The organism is Litoreibacter meonggei (assembly GCF_003663885.1).
Lineage (GTDB): Bacteria > Pseudomonadota > Alphaproteobacteria > Rhodobacterales > Rhodobacteraceae > Litoreibacter > Litoreibacter meonggei.
In genome coordinates this window covers 282,364-308,561 of record NZ_RCCE01000005.1, presented here as the reverse complement: position 1 = coordinate 308,561, position 26,198 = coordinate 282,364, and the positions used below count along the sequence as shown (strand labels likewise).

The 26,198-nt window shown below is 58.1% G+C and carries 27 protein-coding genes; 18 read left to right on the top strand and 9 right to left on the bottom strand.

Translation table 11 applies throughout. The features are described from left to right. Positions 1-24: 24 nt before the first annotated feature. The gene (locus BCF46_RS15545; protein WP_121026303.1) at positions 25-1,251 is read left to right on the top strand and encodes an argininosuccinate synthase; all 1,227 of its coding nucleotides are present in this window, start codon (positions 25-27) and stop codon (positions 1,249-1,251) included. Positions 1,252-1,394: 143 nt separating this feature from the next. Here the strand turns inward: BCF46_RS15545 and BCF46_RS15540 are convergent, their stop codons facing one another. Beyond that, positions 1,395-2,096: a sulfotransferase-like domain-containing protein gene (locus BCF46_RS15540; protein ID WP_121026300.1), complete on the bottom strand. Its 702-nt coding sequence runs from the start codon at positions 2,094-2,096 to the stop codon at positions 1,395-1,397. Beyond that, positions 2,093-3,001 carry a D-amino acid aminotransferase gene (locus tag BCF46_RS15535; RefSeq protein ID WP_121026297.1) on the bottom strand — a complete coding sequence of 303 codons (909 nt, stop codon included), beginning with the start codon at positions 2,999-3,001 and terminating at the stop codon, positions 2,093-2,095. The genes BCF46_RS15540 and BCF46_RS15535 overlap by 4 nt, the downstream gene beginning before the upstream one ends. A 130-nt stretch (positions 3,002-3,131) precedes the next feature. Between BCF46_RS15535 and BCF46_RS15530 the strand changes: the two genes are divergently transcribed. From BCF46_RS15530 to msrA, 3 genes are all read left to right on the top strand, one after another. Continuing rightward, positions 3,132-4,196, top strand: a complete 1,065-nt coding sequence (locus tag BCF46_RS15530; protein WP_121026294.1) for a YjgN family protein — start codon at positions 3,132-3,134, stop codon at positions 4,194-4,196. Positions 4,197-4,199: 3 nt separating this feature from the next. Then, complete coding sequence (locus BCF46_RS15525; protein WP_121026291.1) at positions 4,200-5,258, top strand: M48 family metallopeptidase; 1,059 nt, start codon at positions 4,200-4,202, stop codon at positions 5,256-5,258. Between the two features lie 81 nt (positions 5,259-5,339). Next, positions 5,340-5,978, top strand: coding sequence for a peptide-methionine (S)-S-oxide reductase MsrA (msrA, locus tag BCF46_RS15520; protein ID WP_121026288.1), 639 nt, complete (start codon positions 5,340-5,342; stop codon positions 5,976-5,978). 10 nt (positions 5,979-5,988) lie between these two features. Here msrA and BCF46_RS15515 read toward each other — a convergent pair whose 3' ends face one another. Beyond that, a complete protein-coding gene (locus tag BCF46_RS15515; RefSeq protein ID WP_121026285.1) occupies positions 5,989-6,276 on the bottom strand; it encodes a YggT family protein in 288 nt (95 codons plus the stop codon). Positions 6,277-6,403: 127 nt separating this feature from the next. Between BCF46_RS15515 and BCF46_RS15510 the strand changes: the two genes are divergently transcribed. The 5 genes from BCF46_RS15510 (at position 6,404) to BCF46_RS15490 (ending at position 10,949) form a co-directional block, all read left to right on the top strand. Then, complete coding sequence (locus BCF46_RS15510) at positions 6,404-6,931, top strand: thioesterase family protein (RefSeq protein WP_121026282.1); 528 nt, start codon at positions 6,404-6,406, stop codon at positions 6,929-6,931. A gap of 103 nt (positions 6,932-7,034) precedes the next feature. Then, positions 7,035-8,438 (top strand): MFS transporter, encoded by a 1,404-nt coding sequence (locus tag BCF46_RS15505; protein ID WP_121026279.1) that lies wholly within the window; start codon positions 7,035-7,037, stop codon positions 8,436-8,438. 26 nt (positions 8,439-8,464) lie between these two features. Further along, complete coding sequence (gene mepA / locus BCF46_RS15500) at positions 8,465-9,295, top strand: penicillin-insensitive murein endopeptidase (RefSeq protein ID WP_425454430.1); 831 nt, start codon at positions 8,465-8,467, stop codon at positions 9,293-9,295. Continuing rightward, positions 9,268-10,152, top strand: a complete 885-nt coding sequence (locus BCF46_RS15495; protein WP_121026276.1) for an esterase-like activity of phytase family protein — start codon at positions 9,268-9,270, stop codon at positions 10,150-10,152. Before mepA ends, BCF46_RS15495 begins: the two co-directional genes overlap by 28 nt. 107 nt (positions 10,153-10,259) lie before the next feature. Next, positions 10,260-10,949 (top strand): phytanoyl-CoA dioxygenase family protein, encoded by a 690-nt coding sequence (locus BCF46_RS15490; protein WP_121026273.1) that lies wholly within the window; start codon positions 10,260-10,262, stop codon positions 10,947-10,949. Positions 10,950-11,056: 107 nt separating this feature from the next. Here BCF46_RS15490 and BCF46_RS15485 read toward each other — a convergent pair whose 3' ends face one another. After that, positions 11,057-11,860, bottom strand: a complete 804-nt coding sequence (locus tag BCF46_RS15485) for an LOG family protein (protein WP_121026270.1) — start codon at positions 11,858-11,860, stop codon at positions 11,057-11,059. Positions 11,861-11,948: 88 nt separating this feature from the next. Here BCF46_RS15485 and dapD point away from each other — a divergent pair, with 88 nt between their 5' ends. Together dapD and BCF46_RS15475 are read left to right on the top strand one after the other, a co-directional pair. After that, positions 11,949-12,776 (top strand): 2,3,4,5-tetrahydropyridine-2,6-dicarboxylate N-succinyltransferase, encoded by an 828-nt coding sequence (gene dapD / locus BCF46_RS15480; RefSeq protein ID WP_121026267.1) that lies wholly within the window; start codon positions 11,949-11,951, stop codon positions 12,774-12,776. 35 nt (positions 12,777-12,811) lie between these two features. Continuing rightward, complete coding sequence (locus tag BCF46_RS15475; RefSeq protein ID WP_121026623.1) at positions 12,812-13,150, top strand: hypothetical protein; 339 nt, start codon at positions 12,812-12,814, stop codon at positions 13,148-13,150. On the opposite strand, the gene BCF46_RS15470 is transcribed toward BCF46_RS15475, so the two are convergent. Beyond that, positions 13,147-13,794 (bottom strand): Hint domain-containing protein, encoded by a 648-nt coding sequence (locus tag BCF46_RS15470; RefSeq protein ID WP_121026264.1) that lies wholly within the window; start codon positions 13,792-13,794, stop codon positions 13,147-13,149. The genes BCF46_RS15475 and BCF46_RS15470 overlap by 4 nt on opposite strands. A 346-nt stretch (positions 13,795-14,140) precedes the next feature. On the opposite strand from BCF46_RS15470, the gene dapE reads away from it, so the two are divergent. The 4 genes from dapE (at position 14,141) to BCF46_RS15450 (ending at position 19,579) form a co-directional block, all read left to right on the top strand. Continuing rightward, the gene (gene dapE / locus BCF46_RS15465; protein ID WP_121026261.1) at positions 14,141-15,289 is read left to right on the top strand and encodes a succinyl-diaminopimelate desuccinylase; all 1,149 of its coding nucleotides are present in this window, start codon (positions 14,141-14,143) and stop codon (positions 15,287-15,289) included. Further along, positions 15,282-15,881 (top strand): TIGR04282 family arsenosugar biosynthesis glycosyltransferase, encoded by a 600-nt coding sequence (locus BCF46_RS15460; RefSeq protein WP_121026258.1) that lies wholly within the window; start codon positions 15,282-15,284, stop codon positions 15,879-15,881. Before dapE ends, BCF46_RS15460 begins: the two co-directional genes overlap by 8 nt. Positions 15,882-15,912: 31 nt before the next feature. Continuing rightward, entirely contained in the window at positions 15,913-18,156 is a 2,244-nt protein-coding gene (rnr, locus tag BCF46_RS15455) for a ribonuclease R (RefSeq protein ID WP_121026255.1), read from the top strand. A gap of 64 nt (positions 18,157-18,220) precedes the next feature. Next, positions 18,221-19,579, top strand: coding sequence for a lytic murein transglycosylase (locus BCF46_RS15450; RefSeq protein ID WP_121026252.1), 1,359 nt, complete (start codon positions 18,221-18,223; stop codon positions 19,577-19,579). A 270-nt stretch (positions 19,580-19,849) separates the two neighbouring features. Here the strand turns inward: BCF46_RS15450 and BCF46_RS15445 are convergent, their stop codons facing one another. Further along, the gene (locus BCF46_RS15445) at positions 19,850-20,170 is read right to left on the bottom strand and encodes a DMT family transporter (protein WP_121026249.1); all 321 of its coding nucleotides are present in this window, start codon (positions 20,168-20,170) and stop codon (positions 19,850-19,852) included. Positions 20,171-20,307: 137 nt separating this feature from the next. After that, positions 20,308-21,225: a LysR family transcriptional regulator gene (locus BCF46_RS15440; protein WP_121026246.1), complete on the bottom strand. Its 918-nt coding sequence runs from the start codon at positions 21,223-21,225 to the stop codon at positions 20,308-20,310. Positions 21,226-21,342: 117 nt separating this feature from the next. Between BCF46_RS15440 and BCF46_RS15435 the strand changes: the two genes are divergently transcribed. From BCF46_RS15435 to BCF46_RS15425, 3 genes are all read left to right on the top strand, one after another. After that, the gene (locus BCF46_RS15435; protein ID WP_121026243.1) at positions 21,343-22,284 is read left to right on the top strand and encodes a ring-cleaving dioxygenase; all 942 of its coding nucleotides are present in this window, start codon (positions 21,343-21,345) and stop codon (positions 22,282-22,284) included. A gap of 114 nt (positions 22,285-22,398) precedes the next feature. Further along, positions 22,399-23,574 (top strand): low temperature requirement protein A, encoded by a 1,176-nt coding sequence (locus BCF46_RS15430; RefSeq protein ID WP_121026241.1) that lies wholly within the window; start codon positions 22,399-22,401, stop codon positions 23,572-23,574. After that, positions 23,567-24,106, top strand: coding sequence for an NADPH-dependent FMN reductase (locus tag BCF46_RS15425; protein ID WP_121026238.1), 540 nt, complete (start codon positions 23,567-23,569; stop codon positions 24,104-24,106). Before BCF46_RS15430 ends, BCF46_RS15425 begins: the two co-directional genes overlap by 8 nt. An 84-nt stretch (positions 24,107-24,190) precedes the next feature. Here BCF46_RS15425 and BCF46_RS15420 read toward each other — a convergent pair whose 3' ends face one another. Continuing rightward, a complete protein-coding gene (locus tag BCF46_RS15420; protein ID WP_121026235.1) occupies positions 24,191-24,517 on the bottom strand; it encodes a GNAT family N-acetyltransferase in 327 nt (108 codons plus the stop codon). A 96-nt stretch (positions 24,518-24,613) separates the two neighbouring features. After that, on the bottom strand, positions 24,614-26,134 hold the full coding sequence (locus tag BCF46_RS15415) for a VOC family protein (protein WP_121026620.1): 1,521 nt from the start codon (positions 26,132-26,134) through the stop codon (positions 24,614-24,616). Positions 26,135-26,198 lie beyond the last annotated feature (64 nt).

The following is a 26,198-nucleotide window of genomic DNA, read 5'->3' as shown; positions in this document are numbered from 1 at the left end:
TTAAGCTCAGTCGGAGACGCCCAAATGTCCGCCCCTAAAAAAGTAGTGCTCGCCTATTCCGGTGGCCTTGATACCTCGATCATCCTGAAATGGCTGCAAACCGAATATGGCTGCGAAGTGGTGACGTTCACCGCCGATTTGGGGCAGGGCGAGGAACTGGAGCCAGCCCGCAAGAAAGCCGAACTGCTGGGGATCGCACCGGAAAATATCTATATCGAGGATGTCCGTGAAGAATTCGTGCGTGATTTCGTCTTCCCGATGTTCCGCGCCAATGCAGTTTACGAAGGCCTGTATCTGCTGGGCACCTCGATTGCCCGCCCGCTGATTTCCAAGCGTCTGGTTGAGATTGCCGCTGAGACCGGTGCCGACGCCGTGGCACATGGTGCGACGGGCAAAGGCAACGACCAAGTGCGGTTCGAATTGGCCGCCTACGCGCTGAACCCCGATATCAAAGTGATCGCCCCTTGGCGCGAATGGGACTTGTCCTCGCGAACCCGCTTGCTGGAATTTGCCGAGCAGAACCAGATCCCGATCGCCAAAGACAAACGCGGCGAAGCGCCGTTCTCGGTCGATGCGAACCTGTTGCACACCTCGTCCGAGGGCAAAGTTCTGGAAGACCCCGCCGATGAGGCACCAGATTACGTCTACCAGCGCACGGTGAACCCCGAAGACGCGCCGAACGAGCCGGAATTCGTGGAAATCGGGTTCGAGCGCGGTGACGCTGTGTCGATCAACGGTGAAGCGATGAGCCCCGCGACGATCCTGACCAAGCTGAACGAGCTGGGCGGCAAGCATGGTTGCGGTCGTCTTGATCTGGTCGAAGGCCGTTTCGTCGGTATGAAATCGCGCGGCGTCTACGAGACACCGGGCGGCACGTTGTTGCTGGAAGCCCATCGCGGGATCGAGTCGATCACACTGGACCGTGGGGCTGCGCACCTGAAAGACGAACTGATGCCGAAATATGCGGAGCTGATCTATAACGGTTTCTGGTACTCGCCAGAGCGCGAAATGCTGCAAGCGCTGATCGACAAATCTCAGGAACATGTCACCGGCACCGTTCGGTTGAAGCTCTACAAAGGCTTGGCGCGGACTGTGGCGCGGTGGTCGGATCACTCGCTGTATTCCGAAGCGCATGTGACGTTTGAGGAAGATGCAGGCGCGTATGACCAGAAGGACGCGGCTGGATTTATCCAGTTGAACGCGCTGCGTCTGAAGCTGATCGCGGCACGCGACAAGCGTTTGAAGAAGTAATCCGGCCTGAAAACCAAGGTAACCCATGGGTTACCTTGGGCTTTTCCGCGTTAACTATCTTTGACTGATCTGGCTCGGTTTTCCTGTTTTATGTTTACAGGTATTGAAGTTTGGTAAACTCAATCAAATCAGAAACCCGCCCTTTATGATGCGATTAGCAGTTTGCGGGCTTTAAGCGCTTCGTAATGCGGCAGGGCTTTTTCGCATAATTCAGCCGCCTCTCCGTCCAGTTCAGGCAACTCCCCCTCCGGCCCCGCGAAGCCGGTGGATCGGTGAACCGCGCCGTACCAATGCGACGCCCAAACGCCGTCGAAGGGCTTCGGACCAGCGGGCCAATGCAGCATCGCATCCGAGAAAGGCAGGCCGATAGCGTCGCACAAAATGCGTAACGCGGCCTCGGGGTCTTCGCGAATGTCATGGCTGTCGATCACCAAGCCGCCGATCTTGTCGTAAAGCGCGGTTTGCTGCACGTAGCCGATATCTTCCAGCGTCGGGTTCTCGCGCTTGGCGGCGTAGCTGGCGATCACGCGGGCGGGGTGGCGGATCAAGTGGATATTGACGCAATCTGTAGTCCACTCCAGCGGCACCGAGTCCAACATGTGATGCGGCATGTGCTTCATGTAGCGATGCTGTTCGGGTTCCGCCGCACAAGCGGCTGCGACCTTCGCGGGGTCGGTGTCTTGCGAGGCAATGACCTCTGCGCCCATCGGGTGTTCGATGCCTGTTGCGTGCAGATAGGCGCCGTAGAACGGCTCGTCCACCGCCTCGAAATCGGCGCGGTTGCCGAAGCTGTACATCATCGCCGTCGACAGGTTGCGCGGGCCGGACCACATGGCGATCTTCATGTGGTTTGGCTTTCTACCAGCTCTTTATAAAGTGCGCGCAGGCGGGTGGTGACAGGACCAAGCTCTCCGGTGCCAATCTGGCGTCCGTCGATTTCCGACACAGGTGTTTGCGCACCGAAAGTGCCTGTCAGGAAAGCCTCGTCGGCTGAGTAGGTGTCGACAAGCGAGAAGTTCCGCTCAAAGCACGGGATGCCGTTGGCGTGGCACAGGTCGATGACCTTCTGGCGGGTGATCCCGTTCATGCAATAATCACCGGTGGAGGTCCAAACGGCCCCCTTCTTCACCACAAAGAAGTTGCACGCGTTGGTGGTATTCACGAAGCCATGCAGGTCCAGCATCAGCGCCTCGTCCGCGCCGGCTTTTTCGGCAGCGATACACGCAAGGATGCAGTTCAGCTTGCTGTGGGAGTTCAGCTTCGGGTCTTGCGTCATCGGCAAGCCGCGCAGATGCGGAACGGTGGCCAGCCGGATCGGGCGAGGCAGTTTCGGTGTTGAATGCTCCATGATGATCACGAAGGTCGGGCCGGAGCGGGACAAGGCAGGGTGCTGGAACGGGCGGTGCTTCACGCCACGCGTGACCATCAGGCGGGCATGCGCGTCGGTGGTCATGCCGTTGGCCTCGCGGGTCTGCTCAAGCGCGGCGATGACGCCATCGCGGTCCATGCCGATATCAAGGTCGATGGCTTTGGCGGCTTCGAACAGGCGGTCGATATGCTCGTCCAGAAACGCCCATGTGCCGTTATACAGCCGCAGTCCTTCCCAGACGCCATCGCCCAACATGAAGCCGCTGTCATAGACGGAGACCGTGGCCTCGGCTTTGGGTTTCAACTGGCCGTCGACATAGATCAAAATCTCGTCGTTGCGGGCGTCTTCTTCGGCTTGGTGTGTGGTCTGGTGATCTGTCATTGGGGCCTCCTGCATCGACATAGAGCCTGAATTTTAAGTTTGGGCCAGTGGAATTCTTAGGATTCACAAACGACTCCGGCTTGTTTATCACGTTGGCAAAACAAAATTCATAGAACAGAGGGAATTTACAATGAGTGAAAGCTTACCGCAGGGCGCAAAGCCCTTTGATTTTACCGGCAACGCCAAGGAATGGTTCGGGATCTGGATCGTGAATTTGCTGTTGAGCATCGTGACGATCGGCATCTATTCGGCTTGGGCCAAAGTTCGGGCTAAGAAGTATTTCTACAACCACACCTATGTCGAAGGCAGAAACTTTGACTATCACGCCACAGGCAAACAAATCCTGATCGGTCGACTGATCGTTATCGCGGCTGTGATCGTGTTCCAGGTCGTTGCATCAGTTTTGCCAATCCTGGGGCTTTTGCTGCTGATCGGCCTTCTGTTCGTTTTCCCTTGGTTGATCGTCCGCTCGATGATTTTTAATGCACGTATGTCCAGCTTCTCGAACGTGCGGTTCGGGTTTGTCGGGTCGGTTGGCCAAGCGTTCCTGACCTTCATTATCTATCCGATCCTGACGGCGCTGACGCTTTATACGACCTTCCCGATTTTGGATCGTGCGATGAAGCGTTTCTCGATCAACAACCACAAGCTGGGTCAAGCCCAGTTCAAAATGGAGGTCGGCCTTGGCCCGTTCTACAAAGCGTTCCTTGTGGCGATCGTCTGGATCGTTGTGGTCGGGCTCCTTGGCGCTGTCCTGTCGGGTTTCAGCTTCACCGAGTTTGCCATGGCGATGGACAATCCAAACGCCCCACCGTCTGAGGTGATGAAGGTTGTCGGGTTGTTCTACCTGCTGTTCTTCGTGGCGTTCCTGCCAGCGGCGTTCATCTATCAGGCGCTGACCCGCAATGCGGTTTACAACAACACCACATTGGAAGGCGGCCACCAGTTTGCATCCAACGTGACCGCGGGTCGGCTGTTGTGGCTTGCCGTGTCGAACATGGTCGTCGTGATTTGCACGCTGTTCCTGATGCTGCCGTGGGCGCAGGTGCGCATGGCGCGCTATCTGGCGGCGCATACGGGCTTCATTCCGGGCGGGTCCATGGATGATTTCGTAACGCAGCAGCAAGAAGCTGGCGGTGCGCTCGGCGATGCCTATACGGATCTCGAAGGTATCGACGTCGGCTTGCCGATCTAAGCGATGAGTGACGCGCCGCAACTTCGGGGCCTTCGTGGCCATGCTTACGCGGCGCGTTCCTCTTACCGCCAACCCGCGCGTCTTTTGACGCGTGAGGGGGGCGAGGACCTGTGGGTCGATATCCAAAACGACGAGCGTGCGGTGCTGGGCAGCGCATATCTGTCGGAGTTGCAGATAGACCCGCCTCTGGGCACCGCTCCGCGTAAGGTGACGTTCCCCGACGGTGCGGTTTTCGAGACCAGTGACCATGACGCAATCGAGGCTTTGACGGGCAAAACCCGTGGCTCGATGTTGCACCATTACGAAGGCTTCAACGCGCGCCTGATTGGTGTCGTAGCGATATGTCTGGCCGCCGCGTGGGTATTGTGGCGCTACGGGTTGGACATCATGGCGTCGGTTGCGATTGCCTTTACCCCGCCCGCGGTGATCGAGCAGATTGATGTGGGGTCCATGCAGACCATCGACTTCACCATGGCGGAACCCTCGAAGTTGTCGGACGAGCAGAAAGCGGATGTGGAGAAGATCTACCACCGCTTGGTGCAATCCCTTCCGCAAGACGTGCAGGAGCGGCACAGTTTTGATTTGCTGTTCCGCGACGTGCCGGGAATGGGACCGAACGCCTTCGCGCTGCCCGGCGGGACGATGGTGATGACGGATGCATTTGTGAACGAGTTCCCGGAGCCGGACGTGATGGCAGGGGTTCTAGGCCACGAAATCGGGCATGTGGTCGAAGAACACGGGTTAAGGCGGCTTTACCGCTCGCTTAGCACCTACATCCTGATCGCTTTTCTGGCCGGTGACGTCGGGCCCATTTTGGAAGACGTTGTGCTGGAGGGGAACGTGCTGTTGTCACTTTCGTTCAGCCGCAGGCAGGAAACCTCGGCGGACGAATTCGGGCTGACTCTATCGGACGAGGCCGGGTTTGATCCGGCCGGTTTGAAGGTGTTTTTCGAGAAGCTTAGCGAAAAATACGCAGACCAAGAGCCTGCGCAGTGGACGTCTACCCACCCGTCCAGCCAAGAGCGTGTGAAAGCCATCGACGCCTTCATCGACGGGCTCTGATCGCGGATCATCACGCGGGTTTTAATTGCACGCCGTGATAGGGACGCTAGGTCTAGGGGTATCAACCCCGAGGAAAGACCCATGACCTTTATCCGCCACACCATCATGCTGACCCTTGCTTTGACAGGCGGGATTGCCGTGCAACAGGCCGAAGCCGCCAAGATTACCGTCGCGGGGGGCTGCTTCTGGTGCGTGGAAAGTGACTTTGAAACTGTCGCTGGTGTGAGTGAGGCGGTGTCTGGCTTTACCGGTGGTAGCGTGAAAAACCCGAGCTACAAGCAGGTGGTGTCTGGCGGCACGGGTCATCTGGAAGCGGTGCAGATCGACTATGACCCGTCAAAGACCAACCCAAGGGCGCTGTATGACTTGTTCTTCCGCTCGGTCGATCCGACGGATGCAGGCGGGCAGTTTTGTGATCGTGGCGAAAGTTATGCAACTGCGATTTTCGTGAACAACGCTGCGGAGCGCAAGGCTGCGGAGGCCTCAAAGGCCGCAGCTGAGGCGGCATTGGGCAAGAAGATCGTGACCCCGATCCGCGACGCGACAGCGTTTTATCCTGCCGAGGCGTATCATCAGGATTACTACAAGCAATCCAAGATCGTGATCACCCGTTTCGGGCCACGGTCAAAGGCCGTTGCCTACAAGAAGTATCGCACCGCCTGCGGGCGGGACCAGCGGGTGAAGCAGCTTTGGGGCAAAGCTGCTCCGTTCGCGAACTGAGCGCCGGGTTTTAGTAGAACAACGCGGCGTTATTGCTGAGGATGATTTGCAGCGCGTAGATACCCAGCAATGCCACGACGGGGCTGAGGTCTATGCCGCCCATTTGCGGCAGCATACGGCGGATCGGGCCATAAAGCGGCTCTAGCAGGCGATTCAGCCCGTCCCAGATTTGGGCGACGATCGGCTGGCGCATGTTCAGCACCCCGAAACTAATAAGCCAGCTCATAATGAAATGGATGATGATAACGGTTCGGACGACGCCGAGGATCATCATCAGGATTTGAAACAAGCTTGTCATTCGGGTGCTCCGGTCAAAGGTTGCGGAGTAGGTAAGCGTCGTTCGGTCTGCGTGCAAGGTGTGACGCGATGTCTTGGTTGACGCTGCTGCCCAGTAAGGCATGTGTCAGGGCAACCAAGGAGCCGCCATGTATCCGATATTACGCCTGCTTTTCCAATTCCTGCGCCATCGTAACGACCCACCACTTGGGCCGCTTGATACGCATGTGTCCCACCACATTTGCTGGCCATGGGATCTGGATATCTGGCGCGAGTTGAACAACGGTCGAACCTTGACGATTTACGATATGGGGCGGATGCCTCTGGGCGCGCGCGTGGGTTTGATCAGGGCGCTGAAAGAGCACCGCTGGGGCATGACCATGGCGGGCGCAACTGTGCGTTACCGGCGCCGCGTTCGGATGTTCGACCGGATCGAGATGCGGTCGCGGGCGGTGTGCTGGGATGACAAATTCCTGTATCTGGAGCAATCCATGCGCGTTCGCGGCGAGGCGACGTCGCATATTCTCTATCGCACCGCCATCACCGGTAAGAACGGCATCGTGCCTCCTCTGGAGGTCATGCGCGCGCTGTCTTTGGAGATGGAAGTGCCGGAGGTGCCTGCATGGATCAAAGCCTGGACGGATGCCGAAGCGCAGCGCCCGTGGCCCCCATTCTAGTTCTCAAGTGACGTCTACGTCAGTTTTGCAGGGTAAGTTATTCCTTGCTTCGTGCAGTTAGATAGCCCTAGGACAGAGCTACAGTGCTGGGAAAAATGTAAGTATGGCGACCTCTGCCGAGAAGCGCATATGGGGATGGTTTATGTTCGACTGGGCTTCCCAGCCGTATAATACACTGTTGCTGACATTCATTTTTGGCCCCTATTTTGCCGAGGTTGTGACCGCACGATATGTGGGCGACGGCATGGAAGTGGACATGGCGAAGGCCAGTGCGCAAAGCGCATGGGGTTGGGTGCTGGCGATCTCTGGATTGCTGATCGCGATTTCGGCGCCAGTTCTTGGCGCATTGGCGGATAGCAACGGTCGCAGACTTCCCTATATTTGGGCTTTCTCACTTCTCTATGCCGTCGGAGCGGCCAGCACCTGGTATGCCGACCCACAAGGGTTCAGCATGCCTCTGGTTATGGGCGCGTTCATAATCGGCCTGGTCGGTATGGAGTTCGCGACCATCTTCACCAATGCGATGCTGCCTGATTTGGGCACCCGCGAACAGATCGGGCGCATTTCCGGCTCTGGCTGGGCCATAGGCTATCTTGGCGGGTTGATGGCGTTGGTCTTTGCGCTTTTGTTTCTTGCGGAGAACAGCGAGGGCCGGACATTGATCGGATTGCCGCCCATCGGTGGACTGGATCCGGACTTGCGTGAAGGAACCCGTTTTGTCGGCGTGTTCTCGGCCATTTGGTTCATTGTCTTCATGGTTCCGTTTTTCTTATGGGTCCGAGACCCGCAAGACCGCCCCGCCCGCGTAAAGGGCGTGGTCGCCGAGGCGTTGAAGGACTTGGGGCGTACCGTTCGCAAGCTGCCGAAAAGCCCAAGCCTCGCGAACTACTTAGCGTCCTCCATGCTGTATCGTGACGCGCTGAACGGGATGTATACCTTCGGGGGGTTTTACGCGGTTGGCGTTCTGGGTTGGAGTGTCGTTGACACGGGCGTGTTTGGAATACTGGCTGTGATAAGCGGGGCAATCGCAGCATATCTGGGTGGCCACGCCGACAGCCAATTTGGCCCGAAGCCGGTGATTGTCGTGTCGATTGTCGCGCTGATCTTTGCGGCGATTTCGATCGTTATGATCACTCCGACTTCGATCTACGGCGTCGCTGTTTCCGAGGAGGGAATTGTCGCAGGCAGAACGACCTCGGACATTGCGTTCTATTTCGCCGGTATCCTAGTGGGCGCGGCCGGTGGAACGGTGCAGTCGGCATCACGCACGATGATGGTGCGACAGGCGAACCCGAACCGCATGACCGAGGCGTTCGGGCTTTACGCATTGGCCGGCAAGGCGACGTCGTTCCTTGCGCCTGCGTTGATTGCCGGGGTGTCGGCAGCATCTGGATCCCAACGAATTGGCGTGACCCCGCTGATCGGCCTCTTCCTTTTGGGGCTGGTCCTGTTACTCTGGGTGAAACCAGACGGAGAGGACGACGCGGTATGGGAATCCGACATCTGATAGGTGTAGCACTGGCGCTGGTCTGCATGACCGGATCGGTCAGCGCGGAGAAACTTGCAAAGCAGTATTTCGGGGCCAAACGGGATGGCTCTGCACAGAAGGCTGCGGCCTTTGGCTCTTACGCCAAGGGATGCGCCGCCGGCTTGGTGCAGATGCCCGATAGTGGCCCGACATGGCAATCCATGCGCCTGTCTCGCAACCGCAATTGGGGCCACCCCGAGTTGATTGATTTTAGCCAGAAGCTAAGCCGCGTCGCAGTGAAGCAGGGCTGGAAGGGGTTGTATTTCGGTGACTTCTCGCAGCCGCGTGGCGGGCCGATGTTGACGGGCCACCGTAGCCACCAGCTTGGGCTGGACGCGGACATCTGGATGAACCCTGTGGGCCGCGTGAACCTGAGCCGCAACCAGCGTGAGAATATTTCCGCCATCTCCATGCGCCGCGCAGGCGGGGCTTATGTGAACGACAAATGGACCCGCGCGCATCATGAAATCCTGAAAGCCGCCGCGAGTGACCCGCGGGTGGCGCGGATTTTCGTCTTCCCCGGTGCGAAGGTGCAGATGTGCAAGGACGAGAAGGCCCGCAGCAAGCGCAAGCGCGCATGGCTGCGCAAAATCCGGCCTTGGTGGGGGCATCACTACCATTTCCATGTGCGCCTGAGCTGCCCGAAGGGATCGCGCGGTTGCGTGAATCAAGACCCGCCACCCGCTGGTGACGGCTGCGCAGATGCCCAGCAATGGGTGAACAACATCCTGAACCCGCCACCGCCGCCGAAGAACCCGCCAAAGGCGAAGAAGCGGCGCGAATTGCGGTTAGCTGATCTACCAAAAGCATGTGTTGGCGTTCTGAACTCCAACTAGCGCTCGCTGCCCTCGGGCTTTCTGCGGGGATTGCCTGTGCGCAATCGCTGGAGTTTGTCAGTCGGTATCTGTGGCAAAGCCCTGTGGAGGGCTTTGGCGGCTTCTCGTCACTGGAGCTGAGCCGTAATGGCGTGAGCTTCACGACGACCACCGACAAAGGCATGATCGCGGAGGGTCGCATCCTGCGCGACGGGGGCCGTATTCGCGGGCTGGATAACCTGCGGTTTGCCAAGATTCTCAACCCAGAGGGTACGCCCCTGATCAGCTATCGCACAGACGCCGAAGGGGTGGCGATATCGGCAACTGGCACGATCTATATCTCATTTGAAGGCACGCACCGCGTCATGGCTTATGACAGTCCACGAGCTGCAGCGCGCCCCTTGCCGGACATCCCGTGGGGCGACAGTTTGCAAAGCAACTCGTCGCTTGAAGCGTTGGCAATTGATGCGTCGGGGGTGCTGTATACGCTGCCGGAACGGTCTGGAAATTTGAACCGCCCGTTTCCTGTGTTTCGCTACCGTAGCGGGCGTTGGGACCGCACATTAAGTATTCCGCGACGGGACGGTTTTTTGCCGGTTGGTGCGGATTTTGGGCCAGACGGGCGACTGTATCTGCTGGAGCGGGAACTGGTAGGGCTAAGCGGCTTCGCCAGCCGCGTGCGCAGCTTCAAGCTAAGCCGCAACGCGCTGACCGACGAGCGCGAACTGTTGCGAACAACTGGCGGCACCCATGACAATCTGGAGGGCATTGCCGTATGGGCCACGCCGGAAGGGGCGATCCGGGTGACGATGATCTCGGACGACAACTTCAAGTTTTTCCAGCGCACCGAGTTGGTGGAGTACCGGTTGGTGCAGTGAGGTGGGTTCTTGTGCTGGTGTGTGGAGGTCGGGTTTGAGCCCGAAGTGACATCATTCGGCAGCGCAGCTAAAGTCTGCTCAGGTCGTTAGAAAATGCGTGGACAAAAATGGCAACGGATCGAATACTCAAAGATGAATTTGACCAATATGGCCGCGTTTGGCTTCGGGATTCCGTCTCGGATGCCGACCTTGCGCTTTTGGACAAGGCTACTGCGAATAGCTCCAAAGCTGGCCAAAGGCTTGGCTCATCTGCGGCATTAGATGCGGTTCTTTCGAAGAACAGCTCCTTGCTCACTTCGATCCAGCGGCTCGATCCAATGGCGATGCCTGTCCGCACTGTCGCTTTCAATAAATCAGAAAGCGCCAATTGGGGCGTTCCGTGGCATCAAGATCGCGTCATAGCTGTTAACGACAGGGTAGATATCGAAGGGTATCACAATTGGACAAAAAAATCAGGTACTTGGCACTGTGAACCACCTGAGACTGTTTTGGATGGCATGCTTTTTGTTCGCGTTCACCTCGATGATGCAAACCAATCCAATGGCGCTATGGAAATCGCTGTTGGAAGTCATGCAGGCGGTATTGTTCCGTCGGCCCAAGCTGAAAAAGCGGCAAACACTTATCCAATCGAGGTGTGCGATGCCAAACGAGGCGACGTACTTATTCTCAAAATGCTGACACTTCATTGTTCAAAACCCGCGACAGTCCAATCGGGACGAAGAGTCTTGCGGATTGATCTATCTTCATCTGTGTTGCCGTTGCCCTTGTTTTGGCATGGGCAAAATACCGAAACTTGACCTTAACCATTTGGACGCGAACGGCAAATTTGTCCCGCATAGCGGCCCTTCTTAGGCGCGCGTATCTGCCGGATCATAACTCAGGCGATGGCGGGGATAACCCCGCCCTACTTGTGGGCGTCAATGACCGCGATGGCCTCTTCGGCGGTTTCGACAAAATGGAACAGCTCAAGGTCGTCGGCGCCGATGGTGCCTGCATCCAGAAGCGCCTCCCAGTTGATGATCTTGCGCCAGAACGCCTCGCCGAACAGCACGAAGGGCACGCGGTTCATCCGGCCGGTCTGGATCAGGGTCAGCGCCTCGAAGGTTTCATCCAATGTGCCGAAGCCGCCGGGGAACACGGTGATCGCGCACGCGCGCATCAGGAAGTGCATCTTGCGGATGGCGAAGTAGTGGAAGTTGAAGCACAGCTCCGGCGTGACGTATTCGTTCGGGGCCTGCTCGTGGGGTAGAACGATGTTGAGGCCGACGGAGCGCCCGCCTGCCTCCAGTGCGCCACGGCTGCCGGCCTCCATGACGCCGGGGCCGCCGCCGGTGCAGATCACGTTGTGATTGCCATCAGAGCGTTCGGTCATGAGATGCGCGAATTTGCGGGCCTCGTCGTAGTATTTGGACAGCTCGGCCAGCGTTTCGGTGCGGGCAGTGTGTTTTTGGGCGGGCTCGGGAATGCGCGCGCCGCCGAACAGAACGATGGTCGAGACGATACCGGCCTCGTCCATCATCAGTTGCGGCTTCAGCAATTCCAGCTGCAAGCGTACGGGGCGCAGCTCTTCGCGGCACATGAAGTCATTATCGGTGAAGGCCAGCTCGTAAGCGGGGGATCGCGTCTGCGGCGTGTCGGGGATCTGTTTGACCTCCTCCATGTCCTGACGGGAGTGGCGCATAGGGTGCCTGCGGTGGTCGTCTTTCATAATGTCTGCCTCTTCATTGCGCGCGTGCGTCGTTTCGGTCTATAGGCGTTCAAGTTTTGAAACCAGACACGATTGAGGGAATCCGACCATGTCCAACGCTCAGCTAGAGACTGCTATCGAGGCCGCATGGGAGGCCCGCGACACGATCACGCCCGCCACCACGGGTGAAACACGTGACGCCATTGAAGACACGCTGAACGCGTTGGATAGCGGTAAACTGCGTGTTGCCGAGAAGCAGAGCGACGGGTCGTGGCATGTGAACCAGTGGGCCAAAAAGGCCGTGCTGCTGGGCTTCCGCATCAAGGATATGGAACAGCAGGATGGCGGACCGCAGGGTGCGGGCTGGTGGGACAAGGTTGATTCCAAGTTCAAAGGCTGGGGCGACAACCAGTGGAAAGCCGCAGGGTTCCGCGCTGTGCCGAACTGTATTGTGCGCAAGTCGGCGTTCATCGCGCCGGGCGTGGTGCTGATGCCGTCTTTCGTGAACCTTGGCGCTTATGTCGACGAGGGCACCATGGTCGACACATGGGCGACCGTCGGGTCCTGTGCGCAGATCGGTAAGAACGTGCACCTGTCGGGGGGCGTTGGGATCGGTGGCGTGTTGGAACCGATGCAAGCTGGCCCGACGATCATCGAGGACAACTGCTTTATCGGCGCGCGCTCCGAAGTGGTCGAGGGCTGCATCGTGCGCGAAGGTGCTGTTTTGGGGATGGGCGTGTTTATCGGCCAGTCGACCAAGATCGTGGACCGTGAAACCGGCGAAGTGATGTATGGAGAAGTGCCGCCTTACTCGGTGGTTGTTGCGGGTTCTATGCCGTCGAAAAACGGCGTGAACCTGTATTGCGCCGTGATCGTGAAGCGCGTGGATGCGCGCACGCGGTCCAAGACTGGCATCAACGAGTTGCTGCGTGACTAATGGCAGAGCTTTGGACGGAGGCGCATGAGTCGCTGATGGTTAAGGATAAACCAAAGAAGCAGCATAAAGTGTTCACCCTTCTGGTCGAAGTTGGCCGGAAGGAGGAAGACGGGCTGCCGGATGCGGCGTCAGGTGCGGCGCTGATGTGCTATGCCAGCGGCGTGGACGAGGCGGAAGCGGTGCGTGAAACCGTGGCGCTGATGAAGCAAGCTGGGTTGGCCCCGCTGGACGTCACGGGCTACGGCTCGTTGGATGACCGCTTGGCGGAAGGGCATGACATTGAAGAGGAAGAGCGCGCATTGATGCAGCGCGCGCTTGATGAAAACTCTGTCGTGGTGGCGCAAACCACCGCGTTTTACGAGGGTGACAGCTAGTTCTGGAAGCCGACGCGGTGCTCGGTTGCGAAGCAGCGGGCTTCTTCGTCGCTGAGCACGCGCCCTTCGGTGGCGCCGTCTTTATACAACGCGGAAACAGCGCAACGCCCGATTGCCAACGGCTCGGGCGTGTCCAGTTGTAGTTGGTACATCAGGTCAGAGGAGCGGGTCTCGAAATGGCCAACCTTGCGGCCATCGTTCAACGCCCAAACCGGCATAATGACCGTTTCTTCGCCAAACAGATATTCGGCAATATCCGACGTGACGACGATCTTTTGTTCAGGAGCGACAACAAGATCCTGGTCGAGACCGAAATACGGCGCGCGCATCAGGAACGAGTTGCGCGGCGCGTCTGTTGTCAGCACGTGATTGATTTTTGCTTCGCGGCCCTGCGTGTCGAGAACCAGATCGCCAGCGGATAATTCGTCAATGCGGCGTGGCCCGCTTGGCGTGGCGACGCGGGTATCAGCCATCATGCCGGTGTTGACCGGTGCTTCTGGCAGATCGTTGATATTCGAGAAGGATGGGTGGATTTGGCCGTCATTGGCAACGCGGCCATTGGCGCGGAGCGCCAGCGTTTGGGACATCTCGACATGCCCTAACAAGGCGTCCTGTCCGTTGATTGTCAAAGTGACATGCTTCATTACTAAGTACCCCACGCAAAGCCAAACTGGCTATCGGTTGACGCAGAAGTAACTTTAGTTCGCGCCAAAAGCGTGAAATGCCCGTGATCATTCCATGGAATAACCAAGGCATTGTTGCCGTATTTGGTGGTAATCTTAAGCTGCACAGCCCTGCGACAGCAAAAACTGCGCCTCGTAACCCTTCAGCGTTGTTTGCGCTGTTGTCCCGTATTTATTGTCAATCATGGGGTTACTCTCGGAAGAAATGGTTCAGATTTCGTTTAGTGCGCCATGCTCAGACCCGCGCTGCGATTGCGCCTGACCTAAGGGGCAGGCTAAAAGAGGCCCATATTGAGCGGAGAGCGAAATGACACAACCCATTGATCCTGTTGAGCTAACGGTAAAATTAGTACGTTGCGCCTCAGTCACACCTGTCGAAGGGGGTGCGCTGGTCGAACTGATGGGCCTGCTGGAGAGCGCTGGATTCGATTGCAACCGCGTAGATCGTGGTGGGGTTTCGAACTTGTACGCGCGCTGGGGCGACAAGGGCCACGGGCGCAGCTTCGGCTTCAACGGACATACGGATGTGGTGCCTTTGGGGGACGAGGCGGCATGGACGATGGACCCGTTCGGGGCGGAGATCAAAGACGGCTATCTATACGGGCGCGGCTCCACTGACATGAAGTCTGGTGTGGCTGCTTTTGCTGCCGCAGCGGTGGATTTCGTGCGTGAGACGCCACCCGACGGGGCGGTGATTTTGGCGATTACCGGCGATGAGGAAGGGGACGCGGTGGACGGCACCGTGGCGCTTTTGGACTGGATGAAGGCGCAGGGCGAGGCGATGACCGTCTGTCTGGTGGGCGAGCCGACCTGCCCTGACACGATGGGCGAGATGATGAAGATCGGGCGTCGCGGCTCCATGACCGCCTATTTCACGGTGAAGGGCGTGCAAGGGCATTCCGCCTACCCGCGCCGGGCGCTGAATCCTGTGCCGGTGATGGCGCGGCTGATGGACCGTTTGGCGAGCCATGTGCTGGACGAGGGGACCGACCATTTTGATGCGTCCACCTTGGCGGTGACGACGATTGACACGGGAAACACGGCCAACAACGTCATTCCGGCGGAGTGCCGCGCGACGGTGAATATCCGGTTCAACGACGACCATACCTCTGAAGGGTTGATCGCGTGGCTGCGGGCGGAGGCGGATAAGATCGCCGCCGAGAGTGGGGCTGTGGTCGAGATGAGAACACAAGTGTCGGGCGAAAGCTTCCTGACCCCGCCGGGGGAGTTGTCGGCGATGGTCGCCAAAAGCGTCGAGGCGGAGACGGGCGTGGTGCCGGAGATGTCGACCTCGGGCGGGACGTCGGACGCGCGGTTCGTGAAGGATCACTGTCCGGTGGTGGAGTTCGGGCTTGTGGGCAAAACCATGCACCAAGTGGACGAGCGGGTGAGGGTGGAACAGGTGCATCAGCTCAAGGGCATCTACACACGCATTTTGCAGGACTACTTTGCGTAAAACGCTGGTTGTCATGGTCAAGGTGCCGCATCCGGGCCGCGTGAAAACGCGGCTGGGGCGGGATCTGGGCATGGTCGGCGCGGCGTGGTGGTTTCGCCACCAGACGGGCGCGTTGCTGCGGCGTTTGCGCGATCCGCGATGGGACTTGGTGCTGGCGGTGTCGCCGGATGTGGAGGGGCTGGTGTCTCGGGTCTGGCCTGCGGATTTGCCGCGCCTTGCGCAGGGGCGCGGCGATTTGGGTGACCGGATGGGCGCCGCGATGGACGCAATGCCCGCGGGGCCGGTTTGCGTGATCGGGGCGGATATTCCGGGCGTTACGCGCGCGCATGTGGCCCCTGCGTTCGCTGCTTTGGGCGCGGCGGACGCCGTGTTCGGGCCTGCGCCGGATGGCGGGTACTGGCTCGTCGGCCTCAAACGGATGCGGCGTCATGCGGGGCTGTTCGACGGGGTGCGCTGGTCGACGGAACATGCGCTGGCCGACAGTGTCGCGTCGCTGCAAGGGGCGCGGGTGGCTTATGTTGATGTCCTTCGCGACGTTGATACTGTGGCGGACCTTGGCGCTGTGAATATTTATGCCAAGATGAAGCAATGACGTCCCGTGTGGGGCATGCTAGGCGGTACCTATGAAAAACCTTCCCACCAAAGCCGATATTCTGTCCTTTATCGAAGACAACCCGACCAAGACCAACAAGCGCGACATTGCACGTGCTTTCGGGATCAAGGGCGCCGCGCGGATTGATCTGAAGCGGATGCTCAAGGAGTTGCAGAACGAAGGGCATCTGGAGAAGCGGCGCAAGACCTACCGCGAGGACGGGGCGTTGCCGCCTGTGTCTGTGTGCCGCGTTACGGGTGTGGACGGGGATGGCGATTTGTTTCTGGAGCCGGTGGAGGTGGATGATGCCCCGCCGCGTGTTCTGTTCATTGCCAAGGACGGCGATCCGGCTTTGGCCGAAGGCGACCGCGTGTTGTGCCGCCTGACCAAGGTGTCGGGCGAGGATCATGCTTACGAGGCGCGGTTGATCCGGCGCATTGGTACAGGGCCGGCTAAGATTTTAGGCATCTACCGCAAAGGCGCGGAAGCTGGGCGGGTGACGCCCATCGACAAGGGCGATGACAAGGAATGGCGGGTGCCGCCGGGGGCCGTGTCCGGCGCGCTGGACGGCGAGTTGGTCGAGGCGGAGCAGACGGGGCCGAAGTCGCGGATGGGGTTGCCTCAGGCGCGGATCGTGGCGCGGTTGGGAGACCCTGCGGGGCCGCGGGCGGTCTCGCTCATTGCCATTCACCAACATGGGATACCGGATGAATTCCCTGATGATGTGATTGCGGAGGCCGAGAACGCCAAGCCCGTCAAGCTGGGCAAGCGCGAGGATTTGCGCGAACTGCCGTTGGTTACCATCGACCCCAGCGATGCGCGGGACCATGACGATGCGTGTTACGCCCACGCCGACGACGACCCGAAGAACAAGGGCGGGCATGTGGTTTGGGTCGCGATTGCGGATGTGGCGTATTATGTGACGCCCGGCTCGAAACTGGACATTGAGGCGCGCAAACGGGGCAACTCTACCTATTTCCCCGACCGCGTGGTGCCGATGCTGCCGGAGGCGCTGTCGGGCGATTTGTGCTCGCTGCATGAGGGGGTTGAACGCCCGTGTATGGCCGTGCGCATGGTGCTGGATTCGCAAGGCAACAAGCTGTCGCACAGATTTACGCGCGGGCTGATGCGCTCCCCTGCGTCGTTGAATTACGAAGAGGTTCAGGCGGGGCAGGACGGCGCGCCGAATGACAAGGTCGCGCCGTTGATGGAGAGTGTGATCGCGCCGCTGTTTGCCGCATACGAGGCGCTGAAATCCGCGCGTGGGCGGCGGCAACCTTTGGAACTGGACCTGCCGGAGCGGCGCATTGCGATGGATGACGACGGCAAGGTGATCTCGGTCGCGTTCAGGGACCGTCTGGATGCCCACAAGCTGATCGAGGAGTTTATGGTGCTGGCCAATGTCTGCGCCGCCGAGGAGTTGAAGGCCCGCAACACGCCGCTGCTCTACCGTGTGCATGAGGAACCCAGCCCCGAAAAACTGGATGCCTTGCGCGAGATTGTGCAGGCAAGCGGGCTGACGCTTGCCAAGGGGCAGGTGCTGCAAACGCGGCATCTGAACCAGCTTCTGGCGCAGGCTGAGGGGACGGATCAGGCGGAGTTGATTAACATCTCCGCCCTGCGCTCCATGACGCAAGCCTATTACGGGCCGCAGAATTTCGGGCATTTCGGGCTGGCTTTGAAGGACTACGCGCATTTTACCTCGCCCATCCGGCGCTATGCGGATTTGATTGTACACCGTGCGCTGATCTCGGCGCATAATTTTGGCAATGACGGGCTGGTCGATGACGATCTGAAGTCGACGGGCGAGCATATCTCGATGACCGAGCGGCGCTCCATGGTGGCGGAGCGCGACACCACCGACCGCTATCTGGCCGCTTATCTGGCGGATCGCGTGGGGACCGAGATGGAGGGCCGCGTTAGCGGGATCGCCAAATTTGGGATGTTCGTGAAGTTGGACGGGTCGGGCGCGGACGGGTTGATCCCGATTGGCACGCTGGGGCGCGAATACTTCGCCTATGACCGCGACGCGCAGACGTTGCGGGGCGAGAAATCCGGCGTGGTAATCGGACTTGGCGCACGGGTTCTGGTGCGTTTGGCGGAGGCCACTCCGATCACCGGCGGATTGGTGCTGGAATTGCTGGAGTTGGACGGAAAAGCGCTGCCGCAAACGGGCGGGCGCGGTCGTGGCGGTCCGCCAAAAGGACGCAAGACCGGCAAATACAAGGCCAAAGGTGCCAAGCTGAAGAAGAAGCTGTCGCGCAAGCGGGGTTAGCTTTCCTCGGGCCGTAATTCTGGGTAGACTGTTTGCAAATAGAGAACACGAGCAGGTGTCCAACATGAGAGTTTTAGGTGCGATGGCGGTCGCTTTGTGCATGGCGAAAAGCGCTATCGCAGCGGAGGTATCCAAGCGGCCATTGGTGCGGCCAGATGTTGGTGTGCCCGTTGTGCAGGCCGCTTTGGTAATCCTGCCGACGACGTCGCGGCTGGCGGTAGAACGCTCCTTGCGCCCGCGCCTGCGCGGCATCGTGCGTGAACCGGCTCTGGCAGAGCCCGCGCCGGTTGAGCTGGCGGCGTCCAACGCGCGGTTCGAGGCTTGGGTGCAGGCCTTTCGCCCACGCGCCGTGGCACAGGACATTTCTAGGACGACCTTCGATCGAGCCTTTCGCGGCGTTCGCTATGACCCTGACGTAATTAAACGGGACCGCAATCAGTCGGAGTTCACCAAGACGCTTTGGGACTACCTCGACAGCGCCGCTAGCGATGTGCGGATTGCCAATGGCAAGGCGGCGGTCGCCAAGCATCGCAGCACGCTGGACCGGATCGAAGCGCGGTATGGCGTCGACAAGGAAGTGGTAGCTGCCGTCTGGGGGCTGGAGAGTGCCTATGGCACGTTCAAAGGCTCCAAGGATTTGGTCGGCTCGCTGGCGACGTTGGCGTTTGACGCCCGCAGGGCCAAGTTTTTCGAACAGCAGCTGGTCGCGGGTTTGAAGATCTTGCAGGCGGGTGATGTGGCCCCGCGTAACATGACCGGATCATGGGCGGGTGCGATGGGGCATACGCAGTTTATCCCGACGTCTTATCTGGATTACGCGGTGGATTTTACCGGCGACGGCAAGCGTGACATCTGGGGGGATGATCCGACGGATGCGCTGGCCTCGACCGCGAATTATCTGGCGAAATTTGGCTGGGTGAAGGGGCAACCTTGGGGGGTGGAGATCACCTTACCTCAAGGGTTTGACTACGCGTTGGCAAACCGCAAGATACTGAAATCGCCTGCAGAATGGGGGGCGATTGGGATCAAGGGATTGAATGGTCAGAACGTCACCAACCACGGGCAAGCGTCGATTTTGTTGCCTGCGGGGGCGAAGGGTGCGGCGTTTATGATCTTTAAAAACTTCGAGGTGATCGAGCGCTACAATACTGCCGACGCCTATGTGATCGCGGTGGGGCATTTGTCGGACCGGTTGAAGGGCGGACCAGCGATCCGCTCGGGTTGGCCGCGCGGGGACCGTGCCTTGAAATTCGATGAGCGCACGGAAATGCAGCGGCTGCTGACGGCGAAAGGCTTTGATACGAAGAAGATAGATGGCAAGATCGGACCTCTGACCATCGAGGCGGTACGGGGGTTCCAGCGGTCTATCGGGATGGTGCCGGACGGGTATGCGAGTTTGGATATTTTGAAAAAGCTGCGGTGACGGAAGGTTAACGCTTCGGACACTGTTGAGTGCGTCGCGATACCCTGCGTCGAATCTGGTGGGTTAATGCGGAGTTTCCGTGGATCGCCGCCGGCTCGGCGAGTTGAATTCAATTTTCCCTTTGATACTTTCTAGCGCCATTGCTGTTATCCGCCCATGCCAACGCGCTGTGGCGCAGATGCCGAAGCAAGTGGCCCGTTGCTCCTCACGCTCGTAACCGCTGTTGCAGGTCGAAAATTCAGGCGGGTGCAGTCTTCTGACATGTTGTTATCAAGCTGCGCTCGAAACCTTCATAAGTAAAATCCCTACAAAAATGAGCATGGCTGCAGCCAAACGCAGTGGGTTTACGGCTTCGTCCAAAAACACGATTCCGACCGCAAATGCTCCGATGGCCCCAATTCCAGTCCAAACCGCATAGGCAGTTCCCAAAGGAAGTGTCCGCATGGCAAGCGAAAGGAGTGCAAAGCTTGCGGCCATTGTGACGATTGTGATTACTGATGGAACAAATAAGGTAAATCCAACCGACTTCTTCATGAAGAAGGCCCATACGATTTCCAGTAGTCCAGCGAATATGAGATAGATCCAGGGCATCGCTCAGTTCCTTTGTATAGAACTGGGTCGTCCCAGAGTTGTCTAATAAACGCGGGTCGTCCCGCGACGAATATCAGCTAATGCCTGAAAGCCGGTTGGTCAAGAACCGCGTCTAAGGGTGACAAACGCAGGGCGATCTAATTGTCTTCGCTCACCTGCCATGGGCGACCATTCGACAATTCAACCGCCAGATGGTCAACAAAACGACGGAGCTTTGGTGGCAGGGGCGCGACAGGCGGCCAAACGGCAACAATCGGCAAGTGGCGTGTTTTAAACTTGGGCAACACGCGTTCCAGTTCACCTTTGGCTATAGTCTTGGCAACAAGGAATGCAGGCAAGATCGCGATCCCAAGCCCCTCGATAGCCATATCGCGCATTGCCTCTCCGTTATTTACTTCAATCCGACTTGTCAGTGCAGGTGGTGTTTTGTCGTCGAGTGTCCATAACTTGGCATTCGACATATGCTGATAGCCAATGACTTGGTGATCTTTCAGGTCGCTAATGTCGTTTGGTCGCCCGTGCCTGTTAAGATACTCGGGGCTGGCGCAGGGAATGGTCTCATCCTCGCAAAGCTTCCGTTGCATAAGGGCAGTGTCGCGCAGGTCGCCGATCCGAATACCAATGTCGAACCCATCACGCAGCAAATCGCGCGCCCTATCATCGTAGTCGATGCGCAAGTCCAGCTCCGGGTGCTTTGCGGCGAAGCGTGCTATGATCGGTGACAAATAGAGCGTGCCAAAGCTCATCGGTGCGGCGATGGATAAGGTCCCGCGCAGGGTGTCGTCCGATGGGCCACCCCAAGCTGCACTTTCCACAGCGGTTGCCAGATCTGCGAGGGCTGGCCGCATTTTATCATCGAGTCTGCGTGCAGTCTCAGTTGGCGTGATCCGGCCTGCGTTGCGGCGAAACAGGGCCGCGCCAAGCGTGAGCTCCAGATCGGACACACGTTTACTAATGACGGATTTCGACAAGTTCAGCCGCGCAGCTGCTGCTGTGATAGTGCCAAGTTCCATCACCGCAAGAAAAGTTTCAATTTCATCAAGTGTGTAACGCATTTGAAAAGCATATCAGACAAAAGACCGTTCGCAATGACAGAACACCGTATTCGATACTGCATCGCTGGTGAGAAACAGTCCTCAAGCCAATATTGAGACCAGCAAAAGGAGACCATTATGGATCTGACTGGAATTCACCACCTAACCGCCATCACGGCTGATGCCCCTGCAAACAAGCGCTTTTATACTGAAACGCTTGGCTTGCGGTTGGTCAAAAAAACCGTCAACCAGGATGATACATCCGCCTATCATCTGTTTTACGCTGATGGGAAAGCGACGCCCGGCAGCGACCTAACCTTCTTTGATTGGCCAACCCAACGAGAGCGCCGAGGGACAAACTCCATCAGCCGTACGGGGCTGCGGGTTGCCGAGGGAAGCCTTGAATTCTGGGCCGACCGGCTTGCCGTCGCAGGCTTATTGCACGGCGAGGTCACGGTGCTGGATGGCCGCGCAACGCTGGATTTCGAAGATCCCGAAGGGCAGCGTTTTCGTTTCACTGCAGATAGCAACGACGACGTACATCCGTGGGACGGAAGCCCCGTGCCACCTGAGCATCAGATCAAGGGTCTGGGGCCGATTACGATTTCAGTCCCAAATCTTGCTCCGACACAGGTGATGCTAACGAGAGTGCTAAATATGAGGGAAGTGCGCGAATACCCTAGCCCTGATGGCATCGGCAAAGTGCATGTATTTGAAATGGGCGAGGGCGGTGCTGCTGCCGAATTACATGTTGCTGTTCAGCCTGAACTTCAAGCCGCGCGCCAAGGTGCGGGCGCCGTGCATCACGTAGCATTCCGCACGCCGGACTTGCGCAGTATTTCCGAGTGGGCAAAGAAACTGACCGCGCTCCAAGTTCCAAGTTCGGGAGAGGTAGAGCGGTATTACTTCCGAAGCCTGTACTTCCGTGAACCCGGTGGAAACCTGTTCGAAATCGCGACGGATGGGCCGGGTTTTGCCGTAGATGAGCCAATGGAAACGCTTGGTGAAAGTCTCGCATTGCCGCCATTTCTTGAAGATCGCCGCAATGAGATCGAAGCGGGTCTCAAGCCACTTGACTAAGTTAAGGGCCGCCGGACACGCCCGGCGGCCCGTTCTTCACTCATATTCTCCACGCAAAACTGCTAACAAGAAGTGAATACGCAGTCGCCCTCACTTCATTGAAACTGGACCAATATGATTTTACACGATTTTATTCACTTCCCCGCGCGCGACCCTAAGGAAGGGCACCGCTCGGCAACCCCGCTTGAACTGATGTTTGACCTTGCATCGGTGATCGCAATCGCAGCAGCCGCACACGGGCTTGCGCACGCTGTGGAAGGAGCACACAGCTTGCAGGGTATCATTGGATTCTTGTGTAGCTTCTTTATGATTTGGTTGGCGTGGATGAACTACACGTGGTTCGCCTCGGCATATGACGACGATTCAACTGCATTTCGTATTTTAACGATGGTGATCATGTTCGGAGCCCTGATGCTGGCGGCGGGCATCAACGCAGTGTTTGCGAATGAACGAATTTGGCTGGCGCTCTTGGGTTTTGTCGTCATGCGACTGGGAATGGCCGTATTTTGGTTAGGTGCTGCAAGGGCGCATCTCGAACGTCGCAAAACAGCGTTGCGATACGCAGCCGGCATTGTTGCAATGCAGGTTTACTGGGTCGCTCTCGTCGTGTTTGTGCCGCCGACGGCGGCGATGTATTTGCCGCTATTTATTGTCGGCGCTGCCGGTGAATTGTTTGTCCCGGTGTTTGCAGAACGACACGGCACAACAGGTTGGCACCGCCATCATATGATCGAGCGCTACGGCCTTTTGAACATCATTGTTTTGGGCGAAACCTTCATCGCTATTACTGCAATGATCCAAATCAATGACGGCTCCGCATTCCCGGACCCTGCATTGCTATGGCTGGCGGTTTTGTCAGCAGTAATTTCGTTTTCACTATGGGGGCTGTATTTTACGGATGAGGACCATCTGTCCGGTGACGAGATGGGCCATGCACTTTTGTGGGGGTACGGCCATTTCGTTCTGTTTGCCGCAGGAGCCGCGACTGGTGCGGGTATGCTCGTTATGCTGCAAGTCGTCGATCATTCGGCTCACGTCGAGCTTCGGGTTGCCGTATTGGCAACCGCCATACCTATCGCAGTCTACGTGGGGACGCTTTGGCTGATCCGAGACCGCTTGCACCTCGACGGCGCGTGGCAGTGGACCTTACCGGTGATTGCAGGAACCATCCTTCTCATCGGGTTTGCCGCGCCGCAAATGGCGCTGGAACTTATCGCTGTGCTTCTGGTGCTGACCGCTTTGGTTCGCCGACGGTTAACCCTTCAACAAAAGGAAATGTCACATGACTAACATTCTTGGCCTGTCTGGCAGTCTGCGCCGCGCATCTTACAACACAGGGTTGCTGCGTGCGGCATCTGAACTTGTTCCTGAAGGCGTCGCAATCGAGATTGGTTCAATCCGTGACGTGCCGCTTTATGATGCCGATATGGAGGCAGAACTTGGATTGCCGAAAGCGGTCCAAACCTTGCAGGATCAGCTGGCCTCAGCCGACGGGCTGTTACTGGTAACGCCAGAATACAACAATGGGATTCCGGGCGTTTTCAAAAATGCCATAGATTGGATGTCGCGCGGGCCGGGCTTGGAAATGTTTGTGGGGAAACCAGTGGCGGTCATCGGCGCATCTCCGGGCGGGTTCGGCACGGTGTTGGGGCAAGACCACTGGCTGCCGGTCTTGCGCACACTGCGCACACGACCGTGGATGGAAGGGCGCCTTATGGTGTCACGTGCGCAGCCGCTATTTGACGAGGGTGGAAACCTTGTGGATGAGAGCACACGCGACCACCTGTCCAAGTTCTTAGCGGGGTTCTCTCGGGCAATCTGACAACAACGAGCTGCGGCACCGTTATGTCTCGCAGCCCCTTAAAATCAGTGGGCAGCGCCTGGATACGCACGAGTTCGGGTACTGCTACAGAGGTTTGGGGGCTTCCCCGGGAGCAGTTGTGAACAGGTCTGCCCATTCGGGATGGCGCGCATACTGTTTGCGCACGTATGGGCAAATTGGAATTATGCGAAACCCGTTGTCTCGTGCGTCAGTCAGCATGAAGTCTAGCAGCGCCTTGGCGACACCTTGCCCAGCCATCGGGTCTGGCACACCCGTGTGATCTGCACCGATAATATCGGGGCCGCGTTTGGTAAACGTTATTTCCCCCTCAGCCTCGACACCGTCAAAACGAGCGACATAACGACCGTGATGTTCGCCCCGATTTTCCTTTGTAATTACAAGTTCGGGCATTTTTGCCTCCTCCTAAAGTTGCTCGCCCCGTTGCCGGAGTTATGACTAAGACCGTCTCAACTGCTAGGTGTAGACATATCAAGCGGCCAACGAGATTCAGAGCCCAAGCCATTCCTTTGCTCGATCAATGTCTTCTGACGTCAGCTCATGTCCCGCTGATACCGTGTGCGCGTCTACTGTCGCCCCACCGTTTCGCAAAGCCAGATCCAGCGCTGGCGACAAGCTTCCAAACGGATCGTCTGCCCCGTTCAGCATCAGCGCGCTTAAGCCCGCGAGATCATTTGCTGGACTATCCGTAAGCGCATGAACCGAACGAAGCAGGATGGCGCGCCGCACAATGTGGGGGTGCAGTTGCATAACTGCTCCCAACAGGTTCGCGCCGTTGGAATAGCCGAGGAACGTCATGCTTTGCGGATCCAGACCGTATCCGGTTATTGCACCCTCAACAAAAGCCGCGAATGCTTCAGCTTCCGCGCGAATATCGGCTTGATCGTAAGTCACCGCATCAAAGCGGCGGAACCAGCGATTGATCCCTTCCTCTGTCGAGCGTCCACGCACCCCAAGAAGGGTAGCGCGCGGATTGATCTTATGAGCCATTGGCATCAAATCGGACTCGTTGCCGCCTGTTCCGTGCAGCAACACAATGGTGCTGCCATCAGGGTCTTCTGGTTGGTGAAAGCGGTGTATGAAAGGAAGGTCACGCATTGGGAATCTTTCTTCACCCGGAAGGGCGAACTGGGGCAAGATAAGTTTTAAATCTTCTGCGCGGTTCATGTCGTGTGACGGCACAAACAATGTCTCACCCAGATGCTCTGGAGGTTCGTCGACTGTGAGCCCAGGCGCGTCGGTGGCGTATTCGATCAGCGTGCCGGCAGGTTCGCGGACATACAGCGACAGAAAGTACTTGCGATCATGGACGTTGGTAATGCCGGCGATGCCTTTCATGGCAAGTCGCATTTCGCGCACAGCCCCAACGTCGGAAGCCCGGAATGCCACATGATCCAGAATACCCGCACCGGAAACGCTAGGAACAAAGCCGGAAGCATCGCGCACGTCAACGACATCGCTGTCCGAAACCAGCCTATGAACTGCGCCTTCAACCCGTTCTTCGCGATACCCGAAACGAGAGACAAACTCAGCCGTCTTATCGGGGGTCTCGGACAACAGCGTCACGGAATGTATGTGCGTCGGAGCATTTGCATCGGGCAGCGGTGCCTGTGATTTCCGATCAATGCCTACAAGCTTGATGTTTAAACCGTCAGGATCTTTGAGGCGCAGCACAGGTTCACCGAACTCGCGCTTTGGGCCCTCGACCGTGATTTGTGCACTCATCGCGCGGGTAATCCAGTCACCAATACTGGCAGACGGAACGGCAAAGCCGATCTCTGCCACCTGTCCATGACCGGCGCGACCACGCCCGCCGCCTTCCCAAACCAAAAAACTGACAAGCGAGCCGGGCGATCCTGCTGCGTCCCCGTAGAATAGATGCAGTTGTTCGGCATCCTCATACCCACCGGTGCGTTTCACCAATCGCAGGCCTAGAAAGCCCGCATAGAAGTCCACGTTCGCTTGCACATTGGCAGTGATACCCGTCACATGATGAATACCCGTGGTCATCATGGTCTCCCTCTCATCTGGTTTGTTCATAGTGGCTCGGCATTGATGCCAGTCTCAAGTTAAC

What these genes read in the sequence shown, in the direction of transcription:
- BCF46_RS15485 (WP_121026270.1), bottom strand. Translation starts at nt 11,860, where the DNA reads ATGAAAGACGACCACCGCAGGCACCCTATGCGCCACTCCCGTCAGGAC.
- BCF46_RS15505 (WP_121026279.1), top strand. Translation starts at nt 7,035, where the DNA reads ATGGCGACCTCTGCCGAGAAGCGCATATGGGGATGGTTTATGTTCGAC.
- dapD (WP_121026267.1), top strand. Translation starts at nt 11,949, where the DNA reads ATGTCCAACGCTCAGCTAGAGACTGCTATCGAGGCCGCATGGGAGGCC.
- BCF46_RS15435 (WP_121026243.1), top strand. Translation starts at nt 21,343, where the DNA reads ATGGATCTGACTGGAATTCACCACCTAACCGCCATCACGGCTGATGCC.
- BCF46_RS15440 (WP_121026246.1), bottom strand. Translation starts at nt 21,225, where the DNA reads ATGCGTTACACACTTGATGAAATTGAAACTTTTCTTGCGGTGATGGAA.
- BCF46_RS15495 (WP_121026276.1), top strand. Translation starts at nt 9,268, where the DNA reads ATGTGTTGGCGTTCTGAACTCCAACTAGCGCTCGCTGCCCTCGGGCTT.
- BCF46_RS15420 (WP_121026235.1), bottom strand. Translation starts at nt 24,517, where the DNA reads ATGCCCGAACTTGTAATTACAAAGGAAAATCGGGGCGAACATCACGGT.
- BCF46_RS15530 (WP_121026294.1), top strand. Translation starts at nt 3,132, where the DNA reads ATGAGTGAAAGCTTACCGCAGGGCGCAAAGCCCTTTGATTTTACCGGC.
- BCF46_RS15515 (WP_121026285.1), bottom strand. Translation starts at nt 6,276, where the DNA reads ATGACAAGCTTGTTTCAAATCCTGATGATGATCCTCGGCGTCGTCCGA.
- BCF46_RS15450 (WP_121026252.1), top strand. Translation starts at nt 18,221, where the DNA reads ATGAGAGTTTTAGGTGCGATGGCGGTCGCTTTGTGCATGGCGAAAAGC.
- BCF46_RS15535 (WP_121026297.1), bottom strand. Translation starts at nt 3,001, where the DNA reads ATGACAGATCACCAGACCACACACCAAGCCGAAGAAGACGCCCGCAAC.
- BCF46_RS15490 (WP_121026273.1), top strand. Translation starts at nt 10,260, where the DNA reads ATGGCAACGGATCGAATACTCAAAGATGAATTTGACCAATATGGCCGC.
- BCF46_RS15425 (WP_121026238.1), top strand. Translation starts at nt 23,567, where the DNA reads ATGACTAACATTCTTGGCCTGTCTGGCAGTCTGCGCCGCGCATCTTAC.
- rnr (WP_121026255.1), top strand. Translation starts at nt 15,913, where the DNA reads ATGAAAAACCTTCCCACCAAAGCCGATATTCTGTCCTTTATCGAAGAC.
- mepA (WP_425454430.1), top strand. Translation starts at nt 8,465, where the DNA reads ATGACCGGATCGGTCAGCGCGGAGAAACTTGCAAAGCAGTATTTCGGG.
- BCF46_RS15540 (WP_121026300.1), bottom strand. Translation starts at nt 2,096, where the DNA reads ATGAAGATCGCCATGTGGTCCGGCCCGCGCAACCTGTCGACGGCGATG.
- BCF46_RS15445 (WP_121026249.1), bottom strand. Translation starts at nt 20,170, where the DNA reads ATGCCCTGGATCTATCTCATATTCGCTGGACTACTGGAAATCGTATGG.
- msrA (WP_121026288.1), top strand. Translation starts at nt 5,340, where the DNA reads ATGACCTTTATCCGCCACACCATCATGCTGACCCTTGCTTTGACAGGC.
- dapE (WP_121026261.1), top strand. Translation starts at nt 14,141, where the DNA reads ATGACACAACCCATTGATCCTGTTGAGCTAACGGTAAAATTAGTACGT.
- BCF46_RS15415 (WP_121026620.1), bottom strand. Translation starts at nt 26,134, where the DNA reads ATGACCACGGGTATTCATCATGTGACGGGTATCACTGCCAATGTGCAA.
- BCF46_RS15430 (WP_121026241.1), top strand. Translation starts at nt 22,399, where the DNA reads ATGATTTTACACGATTTTATTCACTTCCCCGCGCGCGACCCTAAGGAA.
- BCF46_RS15475 (WP_121026623.1), top strand. Translation starts at nt 12,812, where the DNA reads ATGGTTAAGGATAAACCAAAGAAGCAGCATAAAGTGTTCACCCTTCTG.
- BCF46_RS15545 (WP_121026303.1), top strand. Translation starts at nt 25, where the DNA reads ATGTCCGCCCCTAAAAAAGTAGTGCTCGCCTATTCCGGTGGCCTTGAT.
- BCF46_RS15470 (WP_121026264.1), bottom strand. Translation starts at nt 13,794, where the DNA reads ATGAAGCATGTCACTTTGACAATCAACGGACAGGACGCCTTGTTAGGG.
- BCF46_RS15510 (WP_121026282.1), top strand. Translation starts at nt 6,404, where the DNA reads ATGTATCCGATATTACGCCTGCTTTTCCAATTCCTGCGCCATCGTAAC.
- BCF46_RS15525 (WP_121026291.1), top strand. Translation starts at nt 4,200, where the DNA reads ATGAGTGACGCGCCGCAACTTCGGGGCCTTCGTGGCCATGCTTACGCG.